16 protein-coding genes are annotated in these 15,585 nt (G+C 59.2%); 9 read left to right on the top strand and 7 right to left on the bottom strand.

Annotation, left to right across the window (positions count from 1 at the left end):
- The first annotated feature begins 173 nt into the window (after positions 1 to 173).
- From phnC to AGR13A_RS00525, 9 genes are all read left to right on the top strand, one after another.
- The gene (phnC, locus tag AGR13A_RS00565; protein WP_035219542.1) at positions 174 to 1,034 is read left to right on the top strand and encodes a phosphonate ABC transporter ATP-binding protein; all 861 of its coding nucleotides are present in this window, start codon (positions 174 to 176) and stop codon (positions 1,032 to 1,034) included.
- 85 nt (positions 1,035 to 1,119) lie between these two features.
- Positions 1,120 to 2,025: a phosphonate ABC transporter substrate-binding protein gene (phnD, locus tag AGR13A_RS00560; protein ID WP_035219553.1), complete on the top strand. Its 906-nt coding sequence runs from the start codon at positions 1,120 to 1,122 to the stop codon at positions 2,023 to 2,025.
- A gap of 71 nt (positions 2,026 to 2,096) precedes the next feature.
- Positions 2,097 to 3,083 carry a phosphonate ABC transporter, permease protein PhnE gene (phnE, locus tag AGR13A_RS00555; protein ID WP_035219555.1) on the top strand — a complete coding sequence of 329 codons (987 nt, stop codon included), beginning with the start codon at positions 2,097 to 2,099 and terminating at the stop codon, positions 3,081 to 3,083.
- A complete protein-coding gene (phnE, locus tag AGR13A_RS00550) occupies positions 3,083 to 4,432 on the top strand; it encodes a phosphonate ABC transporter, permease protein PhnE (protein ID WP_080833049.1) in 1,350 nt (449 codons plus the stop codon). Before phnE (AGR13A_RS00555) ends, phnE (AGR13A_RS00550) begins: the two co-directional genes overlap by 1 nt.
- A gap of 277 nt (positions 4,433 to 4,709) precedes the next feature.
- Complete coding sequence (locus AGR13A_RS00545; protein ID WP_208612384.1) at positions 4,710 to 5,408, top strand: DUF1045 domain-containing protein; 699 nt, start codon at positions 4,710 to 4,712, stop codon at positions 5,406 to 5,408.
- Complete coding sequence (locus AGR13A_RS00540; protein ID WP_080833042.1) at positions 5,405 to 6,541, top strand: alpha-D-ribose 1-methylphosphonate 5-triphosphate diphosphatase; 1,137 nt, start codon at positions 5,405 to 5,407, stop codon at positions 6,539 to 6,541. The genes AGR13A_RS00545 and AGR13A_RS00540 overlap by 4 nt, the downstream gene beginning before the upstream one ends.
- Positions 6,538 to 7,140: a phosphonate metabolism protein/1,5-bisphosphokinase (PRPP-forming) PhnN gene (gene phnN, locus AGR13A_RS00535; protein ID WP_035219564.1), complete on the top strand. Its 603-nt coding sequence runs from the start codon at positions 6,538 to 6,540 to the stop codon at positions 7,138 to 7,140. The genes AGR13A_RS00540 and phnN overlap by 4 nt, the downstream gene beginning before the upstream one ends.
- A gap of 87 nt (positions 7,141 to 7,227) precedes the next feature.
- Positions 7,228 to 8,268 (top strand): AraC family transcriptional regulator, encoded by a 1,041-nt coding sequence (locus tag AGR13A_RS00530; protein ID WP_035219565.1) that lies wholly within the window; start codon positions 7,228 to 7,230, stop codon positions 8,266 to 8,268.
- Positions 8,269 to 8,735: 467 nt separating this feature from the next.
- On the top strand, positions 8,736 to 8,981 hold the full coding sequence (locus tag AGR13A_RS00525; RefSeq protein WP_035219567.1) for a LuxR C-terminal-related transcriptional regulator: 246 nt from the start codon (positions 8,736 to 8,738) through the stop codon (positions 8,979 to 8,981).
- A 248-nt stretch (positions 8,982 to 9,229) separates the two neighbouring features.
- Here AGR13A_RS00525 and AGR13A_RS00520 read toward each other — a convergent pair whose 3' ends face one another.
- From AGR13A_RS00520 to AGR13A_RS00490, 7 genes are all read right to left on the bottom strand, one after another.
- Positions 9,230 to 10,219: an Ldh family oxidoreductase gene (locus tag AGR13A_RS00520; protein ID WP_080833040.1), complete on the bottom strand. Its 990-nt coding sequence runs from the start codon at positions 10,217 to 10,219 to the stop codon at positions 9,230 to 9,232.
- A gap of 149 nt (positions 10,220 to 10,368) precedes the next feature.
- Positions 10,369 to 11,298, bottom strand: a complete 930-nt coding sequence (locus tag AGR13A_RS00515; RefSeq protein WP_035219570.1) for an energy transducer TonB family protein — start codon at positions 11,296 to 11,298, stop codon at positions 10,369 to 10,371.
- Entirely contained in the window at positions 11,295 to 11,780 is a 486-nt protein-coding gene (gene exbD, locus AGR13A_RS00510) for a TonB system transport protein ExbD (protein WP_035219571.1), read from the bottom strand. Before exbD ends, AGR13A_RS00515 begins: the two co-directional genes overlap by 4 nt.
- Before the next feature lie 6 nt (positions 11,781 to 11,786).
- Complete coding sequence (gene exbB / locus AGR13A_RS00505) at positions 11,787 to 12,959, bottom strand: tonB-system energizer ExbB (RefSeq protein WP_035219572.1); 1,173 nt, start codon at positions 12,957 to 12,959, stop codon at positions 11,787 to 11,789.
- Positions 12,960 to 13,152: 193 nt separating this feature from the next.
- Positions 13,153 to 13,890 (bottom strand): histidine utilization repressor, encoded by a 738-nt coding sequence (gene hutC / locus AGR13A_RS00500; protein WP_035219575.1) that lies wholly within the window; start codon positions 13,888 to 13,890, stop codon positions 13,153 to 13,155.
- A 34-nt stretch (positions 13,891 to 13,924) separates the two neighbouring features.
- The gene (locus AGR13A_RS00495) at positions 13,925 to 14,710 is read right to left on the bottom strand and encodes an ABC transporter ATP-binding protein (protein WP_003524386.1); all 786 of its coding nucleotides are present in this window, start codon (positions 14,708 to 14,710) and stop codon (positions 13,925 to 13,927) included.
- A complete protein-coding gene (locus AGR13A_RS00490) occupies positions 14,710 to 15,483 on the bottom strand; it encodes an ABC transporter permease (RefSeq protein WP_035219577.1) in 774 nt (257 codons plus the stop codon). Before AGR13A_RS00490 ends, AGR13A_RS00495 begins: the two co-directional genes overlap by 1 nt.
- Between the last annotated feature and the right edge of the window lie 102 nt (positions 15,484 to 15,585).

The raw sequence follows: 15,585 nt of genomic DNA, 5'->3' as shown, positions 1-15,585 counted from the left end.
ACGAGGCTGCCGGGAAGAGTTTCAATCCTCTGAAAACTCTCCGGGAAGGTTTGTCGGCGAACACACGGATGTCTCATCTGCGAATTCTGTAATATTTTATTCATCAAACTGACATCCACACTTCACGGACCCCTGTTAGGTCGAACCCCGTAACAAGAAGATTGGACGGGGAAATGAGCTTTCACCTGAAGCAAGTCACGCGCCGTTTCGGCAACCACACTGCGGTCGATGCCGTGAATGTCGAGATACCGCAGGGCCAGATGGTTGGCGTGATCGGCCGTTCGGGTGCGGGAAAATCGACGCTGCTGCGCATGATCAACCGCCTCGTCGACCCCTCCTCGGGTTCCATTCATTTCAACGGCGCGGAAGTCTCGGCGCTGAAGGGTGCGGCGCTCCGCAACTGGCAGCGCGACTGCGCCATGATCTTCCAGCAGTTCAATCTGGTGCCGCGCCTCGACGTGCTTACCAATGTCATGCTCGGCCGCCTCAACCATCGTTCGACGCTGCTCAGCCTTTTCAACATCTTCACGGATGAAGAACGCCTGATGGCGATTGCCGCGCTGGAAAGGCTTGGCATCGAACATGTGGCCATGCAGGCGGCGGGCACGCTTTCCGGCGGCCAGCAGCAGCGCGTCGCCATCGCCCGTGCACTGATGCAGTCTCCGAAGATGGTTCTGGCCGATGAGCCGATCGCTTCCCTCGACCCGCTAAATGCCAAGATTGTGATGGACGCGCTGCGCGACATCAACGAGCGCGAAGGCATCACCGTCATCACCAACCTGCATACGCTGGATACGGCGCGCAATTATTGCGAACGCATCATCGGCATGTCGCAGGGCCGCGTCGTTTTCGACGGAACGCCGGCAGAGCTGACGGCAGCAGCCGTCACGGAGATTTACGGCACGGATTCACACGGCGCCGGCATCGACGAGACCATGACCTCGACCAGCATCAATATTCCCGGCGCGCAGCTTGCCGCGCGACCGGTGCAGCAATCTGCCGGTCCCGAACCGCTCGCTCTCGCCGGGCTCTGAGGAACCGCTCAGCATCGTTTGCGCCCGCGTCAAGGGCCGATACTTCACAACAAACTCCGGCTCGCCGGGAAACAGGAGAAAGTCCATGTTGAAGAAAATCCTTCTTTCGGCAGTCGCCCTTGGCGTTCTGGCCGGTTCCGCCATGGCTCAGGACGTCAAGGTCCTGCGTATCGGTCTCGACGGTTCCGAAAACGAAGCTGACCAGATCCGCAACACGAAGTGCGTTGCCGATGGCCTCAAGGCTGCGACCGGCGTTTCCGAAGTTCAGGTTTTCCCATCGCCGGACTATAACGGCGTGATCCAGGGCCTGCTCGGCGGCACCATCGACATCGCCTCCATGGGCGCCTCCTCCTACGCCAAGATCGCTCTTGCCGATCCGAAGGCCGTCGATCCGATCCTGACCACGGCCGGCGCCGACGGTTCGACCGGTTATTACACGATCATGGTTGCCCGCAAGGACAGCGGCATCAAGACGCTGGCCGACGCCAAGGGCAAGAAGATCGGCTTCGCCGATCCTGACTCCACCTCCGGCTTCCTCATCCCGAACGTGGCGATCCCCAAGGAAACCGGCGTTCCGGTCAAGGAATATTTCGCCGAAACCGGTTTCGGTGGCGGTCATGAAAACCTGGTTCTCGCCGTTCTCGACAAGAAGTTTGATGTCGGCACCACCTTCGGTTCGGGCGTCGGCAAGTGGGAAGAAGGCTATACGGCCGGTAACCTCTATCAGATGGTCAAGAAGGGCAACCTGGACATGGACGATATCGTCGAAGTCTGGAAGTCCCCGCTGATCCCGAACGGCCCGCTTCTCGTTGCCAACAAGATCGGCGACAGCATGAAGCAGAAGGTCGAGACCTTCTTCATGGAACTGCCGAAGAAGGACCTCGCCTGCTTCCAGGGTTACACCCAGGGCAAGAACACTGCCTACATCAAGGTCGATCCGTCCTTCTACCAGACGATCATCGACGCCCGTAAGTCCGTTATCGGCGGCTGATCCTGACATCATGTTCCGGAAGCGGCGGTGCCTGGCGGCATCGCCGCTTTTGCCAATAAGGGAAAAGCGGCATGGCGACCACACTGCAACCTGGTACCCTCACACGCGAGGGATTGAGCGCATCGTCCAAAACGGTCATGCGTCACTATCAACAGCAGCTTGCGACGCGACGGATTTATACCGTCATTTCGCTCGTGGTCTTTCTGATCATTCTCGGAGCATCGCTGAATTTCGCCAATGAGGCGAATTCCGGCAAGTTCTTCGAGCGGCTGCCGTATTTTTTCGACTTCCTGAAAACTTTCGTGCCGGACAGTCCGCTTGAAATCTTCCGGGCGATGTTCGACCTGCCGTCGCCCTATGATAACGGCTCGATGAAATACAACTATGTCGCGGATCGCGTTTACGTCACCGACAGTTTCTACATACCGCATTTCATCTATCAGTTGATAATTACCCTCAATATCGCGCTGGTCTCGACGATCATTGGCACAGGCTTCGCTTTCGTGCTGTGCTTCTTCGCCTCCACCAATCTTGTCGGTTCGGGGATCGTGCGCTGGATCGTGCGCCGGGTGATGGAAGTGCTGCGCGCCTTTCCGGAGATCGTCGTCGCCGGGTTGCTGACCGCCATTCTCTCGATCGGGCCAATCGCCGCGATTATCGCAATTTCCGTCCACACGATCGGCGCTTTGGGCAAGCTGTTCTTCGAAGTGGTGGAGAATGCCGACATGAAGCCGGATGAGGGCCTGCGCGCATCCGGAGCCAACTGGCTGGAGCGGGTACGCTTCGCCATCGTGCCGCAGGTTCTGCCCAATTTCGTTTCCTACGCATTGCTGCGCGCCGAAATCAACGTGCGCGCCTCCACCATCATCGGCGCTGTCGGCGGCGGCGGCATTGGCGAGGTCTTCAGGCTTTCGATCGGTAACGATCATGCTTCCAAGACCTATGCCATCATCATCCTACTGCTGATCACCATCATCGCCGTCGACCAGTTTTCCGGCTGGCTGCGCCGCAGGCTGATTGGTCATCAATCCTTTGAATTCGGACGGGGAGCGGCCTGATGTCGTCCAGCTTCATTCTCAACACCGCTGACCGCGAGAGGCTGACAGCCGCACATCCCGCAGTGTTCAATCGCGGTTTCATGCAGCGATACGGTCTGCTCGCCGGCATTGTCGCCGTCGTTGTTTATCTCATCGCCTGTTTTTTCTTTTTCAATGTCGGGCCGACCTTCGCACAGGGTCGTTGGGATCGCGCCTCCAGCTATATTCAGGACTGGTATTCCTGGCGGGCACAGCCGCGTCTGCGTTTCGAAGATGGCAAGGTGGATGCACAATGGTCGAGCCGCGGGCAATATCCCGCCGATGTAAAGATCGACTGGCTGCAGCCACTGCCGGATGGCGGCTATAGCGTGATCTATGCGGGCACGGAAAATCGCCTCGATGTCACCCCGACCCGGGTGGACGTCTATGTCGACGGCAAGAACTATCCTGTCATCATCAATGGTGAGGCGGCCCGTGCACCTGAGGATCTGCCGCAAGAAATCCAGCAGGACGGCAACAAGGTTCTGGTGCATTACGGTTTTGCCGGTCAGGCGGAAATCCGCACCAGCCAGGTCTATGTGCAGCGCCGTTTTCTCGGATGGGCGAATTTCCTGTTCGATACCAAGTCGGAATTCTGGGGCAAGGGTTACGGCGAACTTGCTGCCCTGGCATTGTGGGGAGAAAGGCTCGATCCGGAGCGCTCCAATATCGGCCATATGGCCGACGATTTCCTTGACAATAGCGTCTGGCAGCACGCCGATATCTTCTCCAAGCTGATGCAGACACTGGTCATGGCCTTTGTGGGCACGCTATTCGGTACGCTCGTTGCCCTGCCGCTCGCCTTCATCGCTGCGCGCAATATCACCGCCAACAAGGCAGCGAATTGGGGCATGAAGCGCCTGTTCGACTTCCTGCGTTCGATCGACATGCTGATCTGGGCGCTGTTCTTCACCCGCAGCTTCGGCCCGGGACCGATCCCCGGCATCGCCGCGATCTTTTTCACCGACACGGGTGCGCTCGGCAAGGTCTATGCCGAGGCGCTGGAAAATGTGGATGACAAGCAGCGCGAGGGCGTCAAGTCGGTCGGTGCATCGCCGATTGCCGTCAATCGTTTCGGCGTGCTTCCACAGGTCCTGCCAGTCTTCATTTCCCAATCGCTCTATTTCTGGGAAAGCAATACCCGCTCAGCCACGATCATCGGCGCAGTCGGCGCCGGCGGTATCGGCCTGAAACTCCTGGAAGCGATGGGCACCAATGCCGACTGGGACAAGGTCGCCTATATGGTCCTGCTCATCCTGTTCGTTGTTTTCCTGTTCGACCACATTTCGAACTCCCTGCGCTCGCGCCTGATCGGGAAGACACAGCACTAGTCGCATCACCGAAGCGGGATTTTACGCGAAAGCCACACGGCTTTCGCCCTCCCGCTTTCGCTCGGCACAGAAGCAAATTTTCTTGCCGTGCAAACGCCTTCACATGGTGGCGCATCTTCAAGGTATTCTGGAGCCTGACTGCTTTTCGAATGCAGTTTTTTCCAGCTGCATCATCATTCTGTCACGGAAAGCGATTACCTCGCACTCCTGACCTTGCGGGAAGCGGGCGAGTCACGCCAAATAGCTTTTCATCCTTGGTTTTCCATGACACTGAAGAGTGCTTACCGTGCGCTACGCCATCTATTTTTCTCCGGCTAAAGATCATCCGCTAACCGAAGCAGCATCGCGCTGGCTTGGGCGGGATGCGTTTTCCGGCACTCTGCATGACGACCACGACAGCTACGCGGAAATGACGGAAGAGCCCCGCCGTTACGGTTTCCACGCCACGCTGAAGGCTCCTTTTGAGCTTGCTGAAAAATACAGCGAGGCAGACCTCATCACCGCTCTGGAAGACTTTGCCACCAGCCAGTCTGCTTTCGATGTTCCGCGCATTGTCGTCGGTGCACTCGGACCGTTTTTCGCGCTGGTCCCTGATCGCATCCATCAGCCCTTGCAGGATTTTGCCGCAGAGATCGTTGACCACTTCGACCGGTTTCGCGCGCCCCTGTCCGAGACCGACATTGCCCGGCGGCGGCCACAGATGCTGACGGAAAGCCAGCGGCAGAACCTGTCGCTCTGGGGTTATCCGCATGTCATGGATGACTTCCGTTTTCACATGACTTTGACCGGCCGTATCGATGAGGGCGATCAGCCCGCCATGCATGAGATTCTCACGGCGAAATTCGCCGAATTTACAGATCAGCCCCTCCACATTTCCGGCCTCGCTTTGTTCATTGAAGAAACGCGTGGCGCGCCCTTTACCGTTCATCGCTGGCACCCGCTTGGCCAGCAGCCAAAGAAAGATGCGACCCCATGACCGAGCACGCCCTTTCCAACGCCCGTATCGTTCTGGAAGACGATATTATTCTGGGTTCCGTTCTGATCCGTGACGGCAAAATTGCCGATATCAGCGAAGGCGCCTCCAAAACCGGAGAGGATCTCGAAGGCGACTTCCTCATCCCCGGTCTGGTGGAGCTGCACACCGACCATCTGGAACAGCATTATTCGCCGCGCCCCGGCGTGCTTTGGGACAAGATCGCGGCCATTCAGGCTCATGATGCACAGGTGGCGTCGTCCGGCATCACCACGGTGTTCGACTGCCTGCGGCTTGGCTCCGACGAGGATGGCGGCTTCAAGAAGGGCGAAATGCGGGAAATGGCCGACGCCATCGAAGCTGCGGCCGATCAGAACCGCTTGCGGGCAGACCACATGCTGCACCTGCGCTGTGAAGTCGCCTCCGCCGATGTGCTGGAGCATTTCGAAGATTTCGAAACCGATCCGCGCGTGCGGCTGATTTCGATGATGGATCACTCCCCGGGACAGCGCCAGTTCCAGTCGATGGATCAATACATCTTCTATTACCAGAAAAAGCGCGGACTGAGCGACGAGGCCTTCGCCGAATTTGTCAGACGGCGGCAGGAAGCATCGGCGGAATTTTCCGCCAAGCACCGCGACTATCTCGCCGCCCGTTGCGCGGCGCGCGGCATAACCGTTGCAAGCCACGACGACGCAACCGAAGCCCATGTGGGCGAAGCGATTGGGCACGGCGTGAAACTGGCGGAATTCCCCACCAGCGTCGAGGCGGCAAAAGCCTCACACAGTGCCGGCATGAGCGTGCTTATGGGTGCGCCGAACATCGTCCGTGGCAAGTCCCATTCCGGCAACATCGCTGCGCGCGATCTCGCCGAGCTCGGCGTGCTGGATGTTCTTTCTTCCGACTATGTGCCGTTCAGCCTGCTTTACGCGCCGTTCCTGCTCGCCGACCAGGTGGAAGCCATCACCCTGCCGGAAGCGCTCCGCATGGTCACCGCTACACCGGCACGAACGGTGGGCCTGCATGACCGCGGCCGCATAGCATCGGGATTGCGGGCTGATCTCGTCAGGGTTCACCGCGAAGATGGTGTTCCCGTTGCCCGTTCCGTCTGGCGTCAGGGCAAACGTGTCGCATGACCGGTGAGGAACAGGATAATCGGCGGGACGGCGCAACGCCCGGAACCATGATCGTGATTGTCGGCCCGAGCGGGGCCGGCAAGGACACGCTGATGGAGTATGCGGCGGCACAATTGTGCGGACGGCCGGGCTTCCACTTCACCCGCCGGGTCATTACCCGTAGCGGCGATGCGGGCGGCGAAAACCACGATGCCGTGTCCATGACCGAGTTCAACCGCTTACAGGATGAGGGCGCCTTTGCGGTCTCCTGGCAGGCGCATGGGCTGAAATACGGCATTCCAGCCGCCGTCCATCACCATCTTAATGCGGGAGAGGTGGTGATCGCCAACGGCTCGCGCTCGGCGTTACCCCATTTTGGCGCCGCCTTTTCACGCCTCAAGGTGGTGAACATCGTTGCACGGCCGGAGGTGCTGGCGCGGCGACTGGAGCAGCGCGGGCGGGAAAGCCGGGAGGAAATCCTCCTGCGGCTGGAACGCAGCTCGCTTGCTGTCGCCGGGGATTTCGACGTAACGACGGTGGACAATAGTGGTGCCATCGAAGATGCGGGGAAAACCATCATGCAGGTGCTCGAGCAGAACGCCCGCCCTGCCCGCCTCTAAAATCCCCCGGCCTAACCGCTCGACAAGAGGCCTTACAAAGCTTACCATCAGGCGACAATTTCCAAACATGGTACGCCAAGGCGAGGGATGCCCGACAAGAGGGTCAGCGACGAGATAACTGTGGTGGCCGGTCTTGCCGCTGGCGTCGGCAATTATGCGCGGTCGCGGGGCATTGATATCACCCCCATCTGCAAGGCTCTCGATATAAATCCCGCCACGTTCGACAGCCTGACGGAGCGTATAAGCCTCGACAGATTGTGCCGCCTGCTGGAGACCTGCGCATTGATCTCCGGTGACGATGCCTTCGGTCTGCAATGCGCTTCCACCTTTCCAGCCGGCGCATCCGGCGCATTCGGATATGGCCTGATCAGCGCGCCGACGGTGCGGGCCTTTCTGCGGTTTCTTCAGGATCACGTTTATTACGCGACCAATAATAGCAACTTCACCATGGTGGCGGATGCCGCGCAGGTTACCCTCTCATGGTCCTTTGCGCCGGTGATTGCCAAGCGCGATCAATATGTGGATTTATCCCTTGCTATTCTGATCCAGCGCCTTCGCGATATTCTAGGGGAGCGGATCAACCAGATAGAGATCGGTCTGGAACGGCAGAAACCGAATAATATTCAGCTATTTAAAGAAAAAATGACCAGACGCGTCAGCTTTTCCCAGCCTATCCATACCATGCGCCTTCCAACATCGCTTCTCGATGTGGTCAATCCGAATGCGGATGAGCGGCTGTTCGAACTGATGAATTTGCAGTGCCGGATGCTGCGGCCGGAAACATCGGCAGATGCGACACATTTCATCGATCAGGTGAAACGATACATGCAGGTGCGGCTCTCTGATGCGGAACTGTCGCTCGGCGAAATCGCACCCTATTTCAACCTGTCGGAGCGTAGTTTTCAGCGGCGGCTTGCCGAGCTTGGAACCAATCTCAACGAGATAAAGGACGCCATTCGCAAAAATGCCGGCTTCAAGCTTCTCGTGGAAAGCGACCTTCCGGTCTCCGACATCAGCTACAGGCTCGGTTATTCAACGCCGGGGGCGTTTTCGCGCTCCGTTTCCCGCTGGTTCGGGGCAACGCCGACGGATATTCGCAGAAAACACGCGCATCATTCCACCAGATAAGACCCGTTTTCTGCATCAATGTTTCGTAATCATCAAATAAATTTGTAAAATATATCGATGTTTATCGGCTTCTGTATCGAAACATAACAATAAAGACGCAGAACTTGGCGCGAGATGTTATTCTCTTGATATGGGATATCGCCTAATAGAGCGCCGCGTGTCCCTTCGGGTATAACGAAAACATTCCAAAGCTTTGAATTTTTTATTGTTCTCTAAAGGAACCGATTCCGGTCCCTTGGAGAAATAATGGAGCAGTTTTCCATTGCCAAGGGATGATGCCGGAACCGGCTGGTGCGCAAGTGACCATTTATTGCAGAATTCCTGATGCCTGACGAAACTCCTGGCCGAGATTGGCGTTGCTGTTCAAGAGCAGACGCAGCGGTTTGCCGGCCGGTTCAAGGGATTGGAACTATAACAGACCCTGATCGTGCTGCGGGAAGGTCGATCTCTTTTGAGGCTGAAAGAACATGTCTTCGAAAACGCCGCATGAACATCGCCAAACACGTGAAATCGTCCTTTCGGACCGTGAACGACAGTATCTGGGGCTGGTGGCAAGGGGCAAACATCCCTCACACGTCGCCTTGATGACCGGTGCGGACGAAGCAGACGTAAAGGATACGCTGGAGCGGGTGCGCCAGAGGCTGGGTGCTGCCAATCTGCTGAATGCGGTCAGCATCGCGCTGCTGCGCGGCCTGATCGAACAGGATGCCTAATCGCCGCCGGACCAGGGCCGGCCGGCGCCCGTGACCCGCTACGACAGCTTACGCGAAATCGTCCCCTTCCCGTAAGCCAAAACCGGATGAGCGGCTTTCTGCGTCAGAATCCTTCCTTTCAATGGAAGGATGGCGGACCAGAGGTGGTTCGGAAATGATTTCCGATCCACATCGACGCAGTGCAAAGCAGCTATAAACGGTTTGCCCGGCGGATCACTCGGTCCGCCGGGTTTTTATTTTTCGGCTCGTCAAAGCGACTGGATTTCAGCGAGAATATCGCTTTCGACGACGATCCCGCTTTCCAGAGCCTGCCTGCGAACGCCCTGGCTGCGCCGGCCGGGCAGACGCACATTCTCCTGCTTTTCTATTTCGCCAGCGATGAGCGCCAGTCGCTCGGTAAAAGCGGCACCGCCCGACGATACCGGATCTATGGCGATGATCGTGTGGCCGAGCGACGGCGGAGCACCCTTGTCATCCAGAAGGGAAGACGCCTCGAATGCGAAGTTTCCGCCGGTAATCGCTGCTGCCATGATCTCCACCATCAGCGCCAAAGCAGCGCCCTTCGCTTCGCCTGCGGGCACCATGGTTCCCTCTATAGCCTCTTCGGGATCGGTCGTCGGCCGGCCGTTTCGGTCCAGAGCCCAGTCACCGGGGATGGTTTCACCCTTCTGGCGGGCCGCCATGATCTTTCCGCGTGCGACCTTGGACAGGGCCAGATCGATCACCAGCGGATCGGCGCCGCCGACGGGGGTGGCGAAGGCGATTGGATTGGTTCCATAAAGCGGTTTGCTGCCGCCCCAGGGCGCCATGGATGCCGGCGCATTGGCAAACATGAGCGCGACAAAGCCCATTTCGGCGAGCCGCTCGACCGTCAGCGCCATGACACCCGCATGATGGGAACGGTGGATCGCGGCAAGCGCGATGCCCTGCTGCCGGATCATGTCTGGCAATTCCGCAAGGGCGCAATCGATCGCCGGATAGGCATAGCCGTGATTGGCGTCGACTGAGAGGACGCCCGGCTTTACCCGCACCGCCACGGGACGCGCCTTGCCATCGACCTTTCCAACCCGCGCCTGGCGAACATAAACAGGGATACGACGAAAACCGTGACCGCCTTGACCGGCCGCCTCGGAGGCAACGAGCGCCTTTGCCACCGAGCGGGCGTTTTGCGGCAGAACGCCATTGCACTCAAAGATAGAGGATACGAGATCCTCCGCCTCTGCGATTGAGAATTTCATGATTTTCGTGATTCCTGTTGGCTTGCATGCGATGGGACGGATTGGTCCTACTCTGCGGCATAGGACCGCTGCAAATCAACATGGAAAATAAATCGGGCATCCCATCCTTTCCGGAGCTGGGATGCCTGAGATAATCGTTCAGTTCCAGCCTACTTGAAAAGAATCGGCAAGGTAAAACTCGTATTTGCGCCTGGAGGGGGCGGCGAGACGGACGCCTTTTGTATGACGGCCAGAAGCTTCTGGTCCATCGCCGAGTCGCCGGTGGATGAAACAATCCTCGCACCGCCGACGGATCCGCCGCTATCAATCTTGAACGAAACCGTAATGGTCATTCCCGATTTTCCAGCCGAGCGAACCAGTCGCCGTTGCATCGCCGAGCGCACTTTCGCACCCCAGTCGGCATTTGACATGGACGAGGACGAGAAGAAACCGGCATTGCTGCGTGATGCCGCCGTCCGATCGGACTGCTGGGCTTCCGCCTTTGCGGTTTCGCGCAATTCCGATGCCTGCTGCGGTTTGGGGCGCTGGCGCTCGACCTTCTTTTTCTCTTCCGGCTCTTTCTTTTCCACCTTCTTTTCGACGGGTGGCGGCGGAGGCCTTACGACTGGCAAGGGAACCTCGACATTTTCGAGTTCCGCCATCATCTGCTCCTGAACGGGATCGATGGGTTCCACGGGTTCGGGAATTTCCTGCGGTTCGACGATCTCCTCGACCGGCGGCTCAGGCGGCTGCACCGGCTCCGGCGGTGGTGGCGGCGTTTCAGCAACGGGCTCCGGTGGCGGCGGCTCTTCCGGGGCGGCTTCCTCCACCGGTTCGCTGCTGTCGCTCTTTACCTCTTCGGCGTCTTCGACATCCTGCGCCGGCGTCGTTTCTTCCGTCTTGACGGCTTCCGGTATCGCCGCCATTTCGATCATGATCGCGGCAGGCGGCGGCCCGCCGGCTTCCTGCTCCTCGGGCTCCTGCATCAGATAATAGGCAAAACCGGCATGAACGCCCAGCATGAGCAGCGCCGCGGCGGACCACAGCGTCACTTCCCCGAGACGGGAATGCCGGGCCTGCGGGTAGCCGTTTTCAGTCATGGCGCGGTTCCCTGCGCTGCCGGCGCCACGGGTTGGCCAGCAGCGGCGGGCTGCGACGCCGCAGCCGCGTTTTCCAGTCCCACCAGGGCGATCTTCAGATAACCGGCATCTCTCAGCAGGTTCATGATTTCCATGAAGTGGCCGTAGTCGACGGCCTTGTCGGCACGCAGGAAAATACGCGTGTCCTTCTTGCCGCCGGTCTGCCTGTCGATGGCGGCCGCCAAGGCTTCGCGGGCAACCGCGTCATTACCGAGATTGAGTGAGAGATCGTCCTTGACCGTCAGATAGAGCGGCTCCTCCGGACGCTCCGCCGGCTTGGCCGTGGAGGCGGGCAGATCGACATTCACATCCACGGTCGCCAGCGGCGCGGCGACCATGAAGATGATCAGCAGAACCAGCATCACGTCGATGAAGGGCGTGACATTGATCTCGTGGTTTTCGGAGAGATCGTCTCCGCTATTTTCGCGAATACCGCCAGCCATGACCGATCACCGTCCAACCAGCGATACTGCTGGCTTGCTGGCGCTGCCCGGCGGAATACGGCGGAAATCGAGGTCGCGGCTGACGAGGCGTTCCACGCCGGCTGCTGCATCCGCCAGCAGATGGCGGTAACCGGTGATCGAGCGGGCGAAGACGTTATAGATCACCACGGCCGGAATGGCGGCGACGAGACCGATGGCGGTGGCGAGCAGCGCCTCGGCAATGCCCGGCGCAACAACGGCAAGGTTGGTCGTCTGCGATTCCGAAATGCTGATGAAAGAGTTCATGATGCCCCAGACGGTGCCGAACAGGCCGACGAAGGGAGCGGTGGAACCGATGGTCGCGAGAACGCCCGTTCCGCGTGACATGCGGCGACCGGCATGGGTTTCAATACGCGACAGCGCCGAAGAGACACGCTCCTTGATACCGCCGCCATCCGTATGTTCGACCACCGCATCGGAAAGCTGCATTTCGTGGGTCGCCATGCGCAGCATCAGCGCTGCCGGTCCGCCCTTCTTTTCGACAGCCTCGGTCGCCTCATTCAGGGTCTTTGCCCGGCGGATGACCTTAAGCGTCGAACCGGCGCGTACGCGGGCACCGGCAAGTTCGATCGACTTCGCAACCCATACTGTCCAGGTGACGAGCGATGCGAAGGCAAGACCGATCATGACACCCTTCACGACCCAGTCCGCCGCCATGAACATGCCCCAGGGGGACAGGTTGTGCGGAATGTCCGCACGATGTTCAGCACTCGCAGGCTCGGCACTTACGGGTTCAACCGGCGTCGAGACTTCGTTCGGCGCGGCTGTTGCGTTCGTTGGTGCGGGCTGTTCAGTCTGTGTCGGCTGTGGTGCGAGACCTTCAGCCGCCGGCGCGGAGTTACCTGCGGCAGGCGCAGGCTGCAGCGGCGCAGGCGCGGCAGCGGCTGGCTGCTCCGGTGTAGCAGCGGAAGGCGGTGCCGGCTGGATTGCCGGAGCGCTCGGCGTTTCCGCCGGCTGCTGCGCAGGCTGAACCGTTTCCGTTCCCGGGGCGGACTGTGTCTGGGTGTCAGATGCCGACTGAGCAAAAACCGCTCCGGCACTCAAGCCGGCCAGCAAGGTGACCGTCATGGCAAGTGAGATGTGCCGTGTTTTGTTTGCCTTAGTGAAGGACGCGGAAGAAGTTGAGGTCTCAGCTGACATAATTTTTATCCCGGATTTCCGTCGATGAACTCATCCGCAGATTGACCGGTTCCTGAAAACCGGGGTCATGAACGGATACCGTCGTGAAAGCTTGACGTTCCGATAATAAACCTGAGTTCTTTTGACAACTATTATATTGTCAAAAGACCACCCGTAAACTCTTCTTTACAAAAAATTGACCGTCGGAGCGCCCTCAGGCGTTTTGAGAGGGCGAAAATTGCGCCACGAGGGCGTGGCGGTCACCGGGATAGGTCACCCGGACGCTGGTGACGTATTCCGCCCCATGCCAGGTGCGGCGATGGATGACCAGACATGCCGCACCGGAGGTTATGCCGAGCGCTGCCGCATTTTTACGGTCGGCGGAAACGGCGCTGATGCGATGTTCGGCAGCGCTCCATGGAACCATCTTCAGCAGCCAGGTTCCCGGGCCGATCTGCGAAAAATCGGCAGATTCCGCTTCCGGAACGGCGGTGACATTGATGATGCGTTCCTCAAGGCAAAAGGGAATACCGCCGGCGAAATGCGTGCAGGTAAGTTCCAGAACCCGGGCGTCCGCGGCAAGCGCCATGGATGCGCCGTCTTCTTCCCCCGCAGGGCGCAGCCGTCGTTTGTCGAGACGGTAACCATAGACCAGACCCAGCGTCTGCACCTCCCGCTCGATATCGTGAATTTCCAGAACGGCCGATTGCGCATGAGGCTGGCGAACGAAGGTGCCGAGACGGCGGCGTCTTTCGATCAGTCCGCGCTGCACCAATTCGCCGAGCGCCTTGTTCACCGTCATGCGAGAACAGGCATATTGGCGGGTCATCTCGTGTTCGAAGGGAATGCGGTATCCCGGCGGCCACTCGCCCGACATGATATGACGCTCGACATCATTGCGGATGCGCTCGTGCAGCGATTTTTCCTGAAGATCGGTGCCTGTGCTCCTCATCCCGATGCTTCCATCCTCCCCTTTGCCGGATCAACTATCCATGGGCAGCGGCGGCAATCGCCTCGCTGCGAATTTCCTCCGTCAACTTCGCACGCAGCTCGGAAAATTCCGGGCTGGCCTTGACGGTGTAGTGACGCGGATGCGGCAGGTCGACCGGTGTGATCGACTTGATGCGACCCGGCCTTGCGGACATAGTTACCACACGCGACGCCATGAACACCGCCTCCTCAATGTCATGGGTCACAAAAATGACCGTCTTCTGCTCCCGCTCCCAGATGCCGAGCAGCAATTCCTGCATCAGCCCGCGCGTCTGGTTGTCGAGAGCGCCGAAAGGTTCATCGAGCAGCAGGATTTTCGGGCCGTTCGCCAGGGCACGGGCGATGGCCGTTCTTTGCTGCATGCCGCCGGACAATTGTTTCGGCCAATGGTTCTCGAAGCCGCGCAGGCCGACCTTGTCGATATAGCTGTCGACGATCTCCCATTTTTCCTTCTCGGCGACCCCACGTTCGCGCAGGCCGAAGGCAACGTTTTCGCGGATCGTCAGCCAGGGAAACAGTGTATAGGACTGAAACACCATGCCGCGATCCGCCCCCGGCCCCGTTACCGCTTTGCCGGACAGCAGCACTTCGCCCGTCGTCGGGCGGTCGAGACCGGCGATGATGCGCAGCAGGGTCGATTTTCCACATCCCGACGGGCCGAGGATTGTGACGAAATCATTGCGGGGGATTTCCAGATCAGTCGGCTGCAAGGCCAGCGTCGGCTGCCCGCCCTGCACGCCCGGAAAGGTGCGGCTGACGCCCTTGATAACGAGTTCGCTCATCAGGCAAGCCTCCAGGCGAAAAGCTTCCGGTTCAGCGACTTGAACGCGAAGTCCGAAATAAGACCGATAATGCCGATGACGATGATGCCGAAGATGATCTGCCCGGTCGCCATCAGCGCCTGGCTGTTGATGATCATATAACCGATGCCCGATGAGGCGCCGATCAGTTCAGCGACAATGACATAGGTCCAGGCCCAGCCGAGAACGAGACGGAGTATTTCGGCAATATCGGGCGCATTGGCGGGAATGAGAACACGGCGCACCACACCCCGGTCTTTCGCGCCAAGCGTATAGGCGGCCTCCACCAGATCACGCCGCGTGCCGGCGACAGCCACGGCTACCATCAGGATGATCTGGAACACCGCGCCGATGAAGATCACCAGCAGCTTCTGCATCTCGCCGATGCCGGCCCAAAGAATGAGGAGCGGTACGAAAGCGGAAGCCGGCAGATAGCGTGCGAAGGAGACGAAAGGCTCGAGCAACGCCTCGATAGGCTTGTACGCCCCCATGGCGATGCCGACCGGCACGGCAATGAGCGATGCCAGCACGAAACCGCCCACCACGCGCCAGATCGTCATGCCGATATCGCTGGCGAACCCCTGATCGGTGAGCAGATAGATGCCGTCCTTCAGCATGGTAATGGGGTCGGCCAGAAAGGTTGGCGACACGAAACCGCCCAGCGTGGCAAAGCCCCAGGCGGAGAAAAACAGCACGAAGAACAGGATGCCGAGGATAATCCGCGTACCGTTCCTTATGGGTTGAAGAGGTTGCATCTGTCTCCTGTCCGGAAAACCGGCGCGGCATTTTCGCCGCGCCATCGCAGCGCCCTGCGCCTTTCGTGACGCACAATCGACGCTCTCGCTTAACTTTGGCGG

This window comes from Agrobacterium genomosp. 13 str. CFBP 6927, from assembly GCA_900012615.1.
Lineage (GTDB): Bacteria > Pseudomonadota > Alphaproteobacteria > Rhizobiales > Rhizobiaceae > Agrobacterium.
Note: the sequence above shows the minus strand (reverse complement) of the source record. Positions and strands in the feature narration are given on the sequence as shown.

Excerpts from the sequence above, each read along its gene's own strand:
- AGR13A_RS00520 (WP_080833040.1), bottom strand. The coding sequence starts at position 10,219 with ATGAAATTCTCAATCGCAGAGGCGGAGGATCTCGTATCCTCTATCTTT.
- AGR13A_RS00495 (WP_003524386.1), bottom strand. The coding sequence starts at position 14,710 with ATGAGCGAACTCGTTATCAAGGGCGTCAGCCGCACCTTTCCGGGCGTG.
- phnC (WP_035219542.1), top strand. The coding sequence starts at position 174 with ATGAGCTTTCACCTGAAGCAAGTCACGCGCCGTTTCGGCAACCACACT.
- phnN (WP_035219564.1), top strand. The coding sequence starts at position 6,538 with ATGACCGGTGAGGAACAGGATAATCGGCGGGACGGCGCAACGCCCGGA.
- exbD (WP_035219571.1), bottom strand. The coding sequence starts at position 11,780 with ATGGCTGGCGGTATTCGCGAAAATAGCGGAGACGATCTCTCCGAAAAC.
- hutC (WP_035219575.1), bottom strand. The coding sequence starts at position 13,890 with ATGAGGAGCACAGGCACCGATCTTCAGGAAAAATCGCTGCACGAGCGC.
- phnE (WP_080833049.1), top strand. The coding sequence starts at position 3,083 with ATGTCGTCCAGCTTCATTCTCAACACCGCTGACCGCGAGAGGCTGACA.
- AGR13A_RS00540 (WP_080833042.1), top strand. The coding sequence starts at position 5,405 with ATGACCGAGCACGCCCTTTCCAACGCCCGTATCGTTCTGGAAGACGAT.
- AGR13A_RS00490 (WP_035219577.1), bottom strand. The coding sequence starts at position 15,483 with ATGCAACCTCTTCAACCCATAAGGAACGGTACGCGGATTATCCTCGGC.
- AGR13A_RS00530 (WP_035219565.1), top strand. The coding sequence starts at position 7,228 with ATGCCCGACAAGAGGGTCAGCGACGAGATAACTGTGGTGGCCGGTCTT.
- AGR13A_RS00525 (WP_035219567.1), top strand. The coding sequence starts at position 8,736 with ATGTCTTCGAAAACGCCGCATGAACATCGCCAAACACGTGAAATCGTC.
- AGR13A_RS00515 (WP_035219570.1), bottom strand. The coding sequence starts at position 11,298 with ATGACTGAAAACGGCTACCCGCAGGCCCGGCATTCCCGTCTCGGGGAA.
- exbB (WP_035219572.1), bottom strand. The coding sequence starts at position 12,959 with ATGTCAGCTGAGACCTCAACTTCTTCCGCGTCCTTCACTAAGGCAAAC.
- phnE (WP_035219555.1), top strand. The coding sequence starts at position 2,097 with ATGGCGACCACACTGCAACCTGGTACCCTCACACGCGAGGGATTGAGC.
- phnD (WP_035219553.1), top strand. The coding sequence starts at position 1,120 with ATGTTGAAGAAAATCCTTCTTTCGGCAGTCGCCCTTGGCGTTCTGGCC.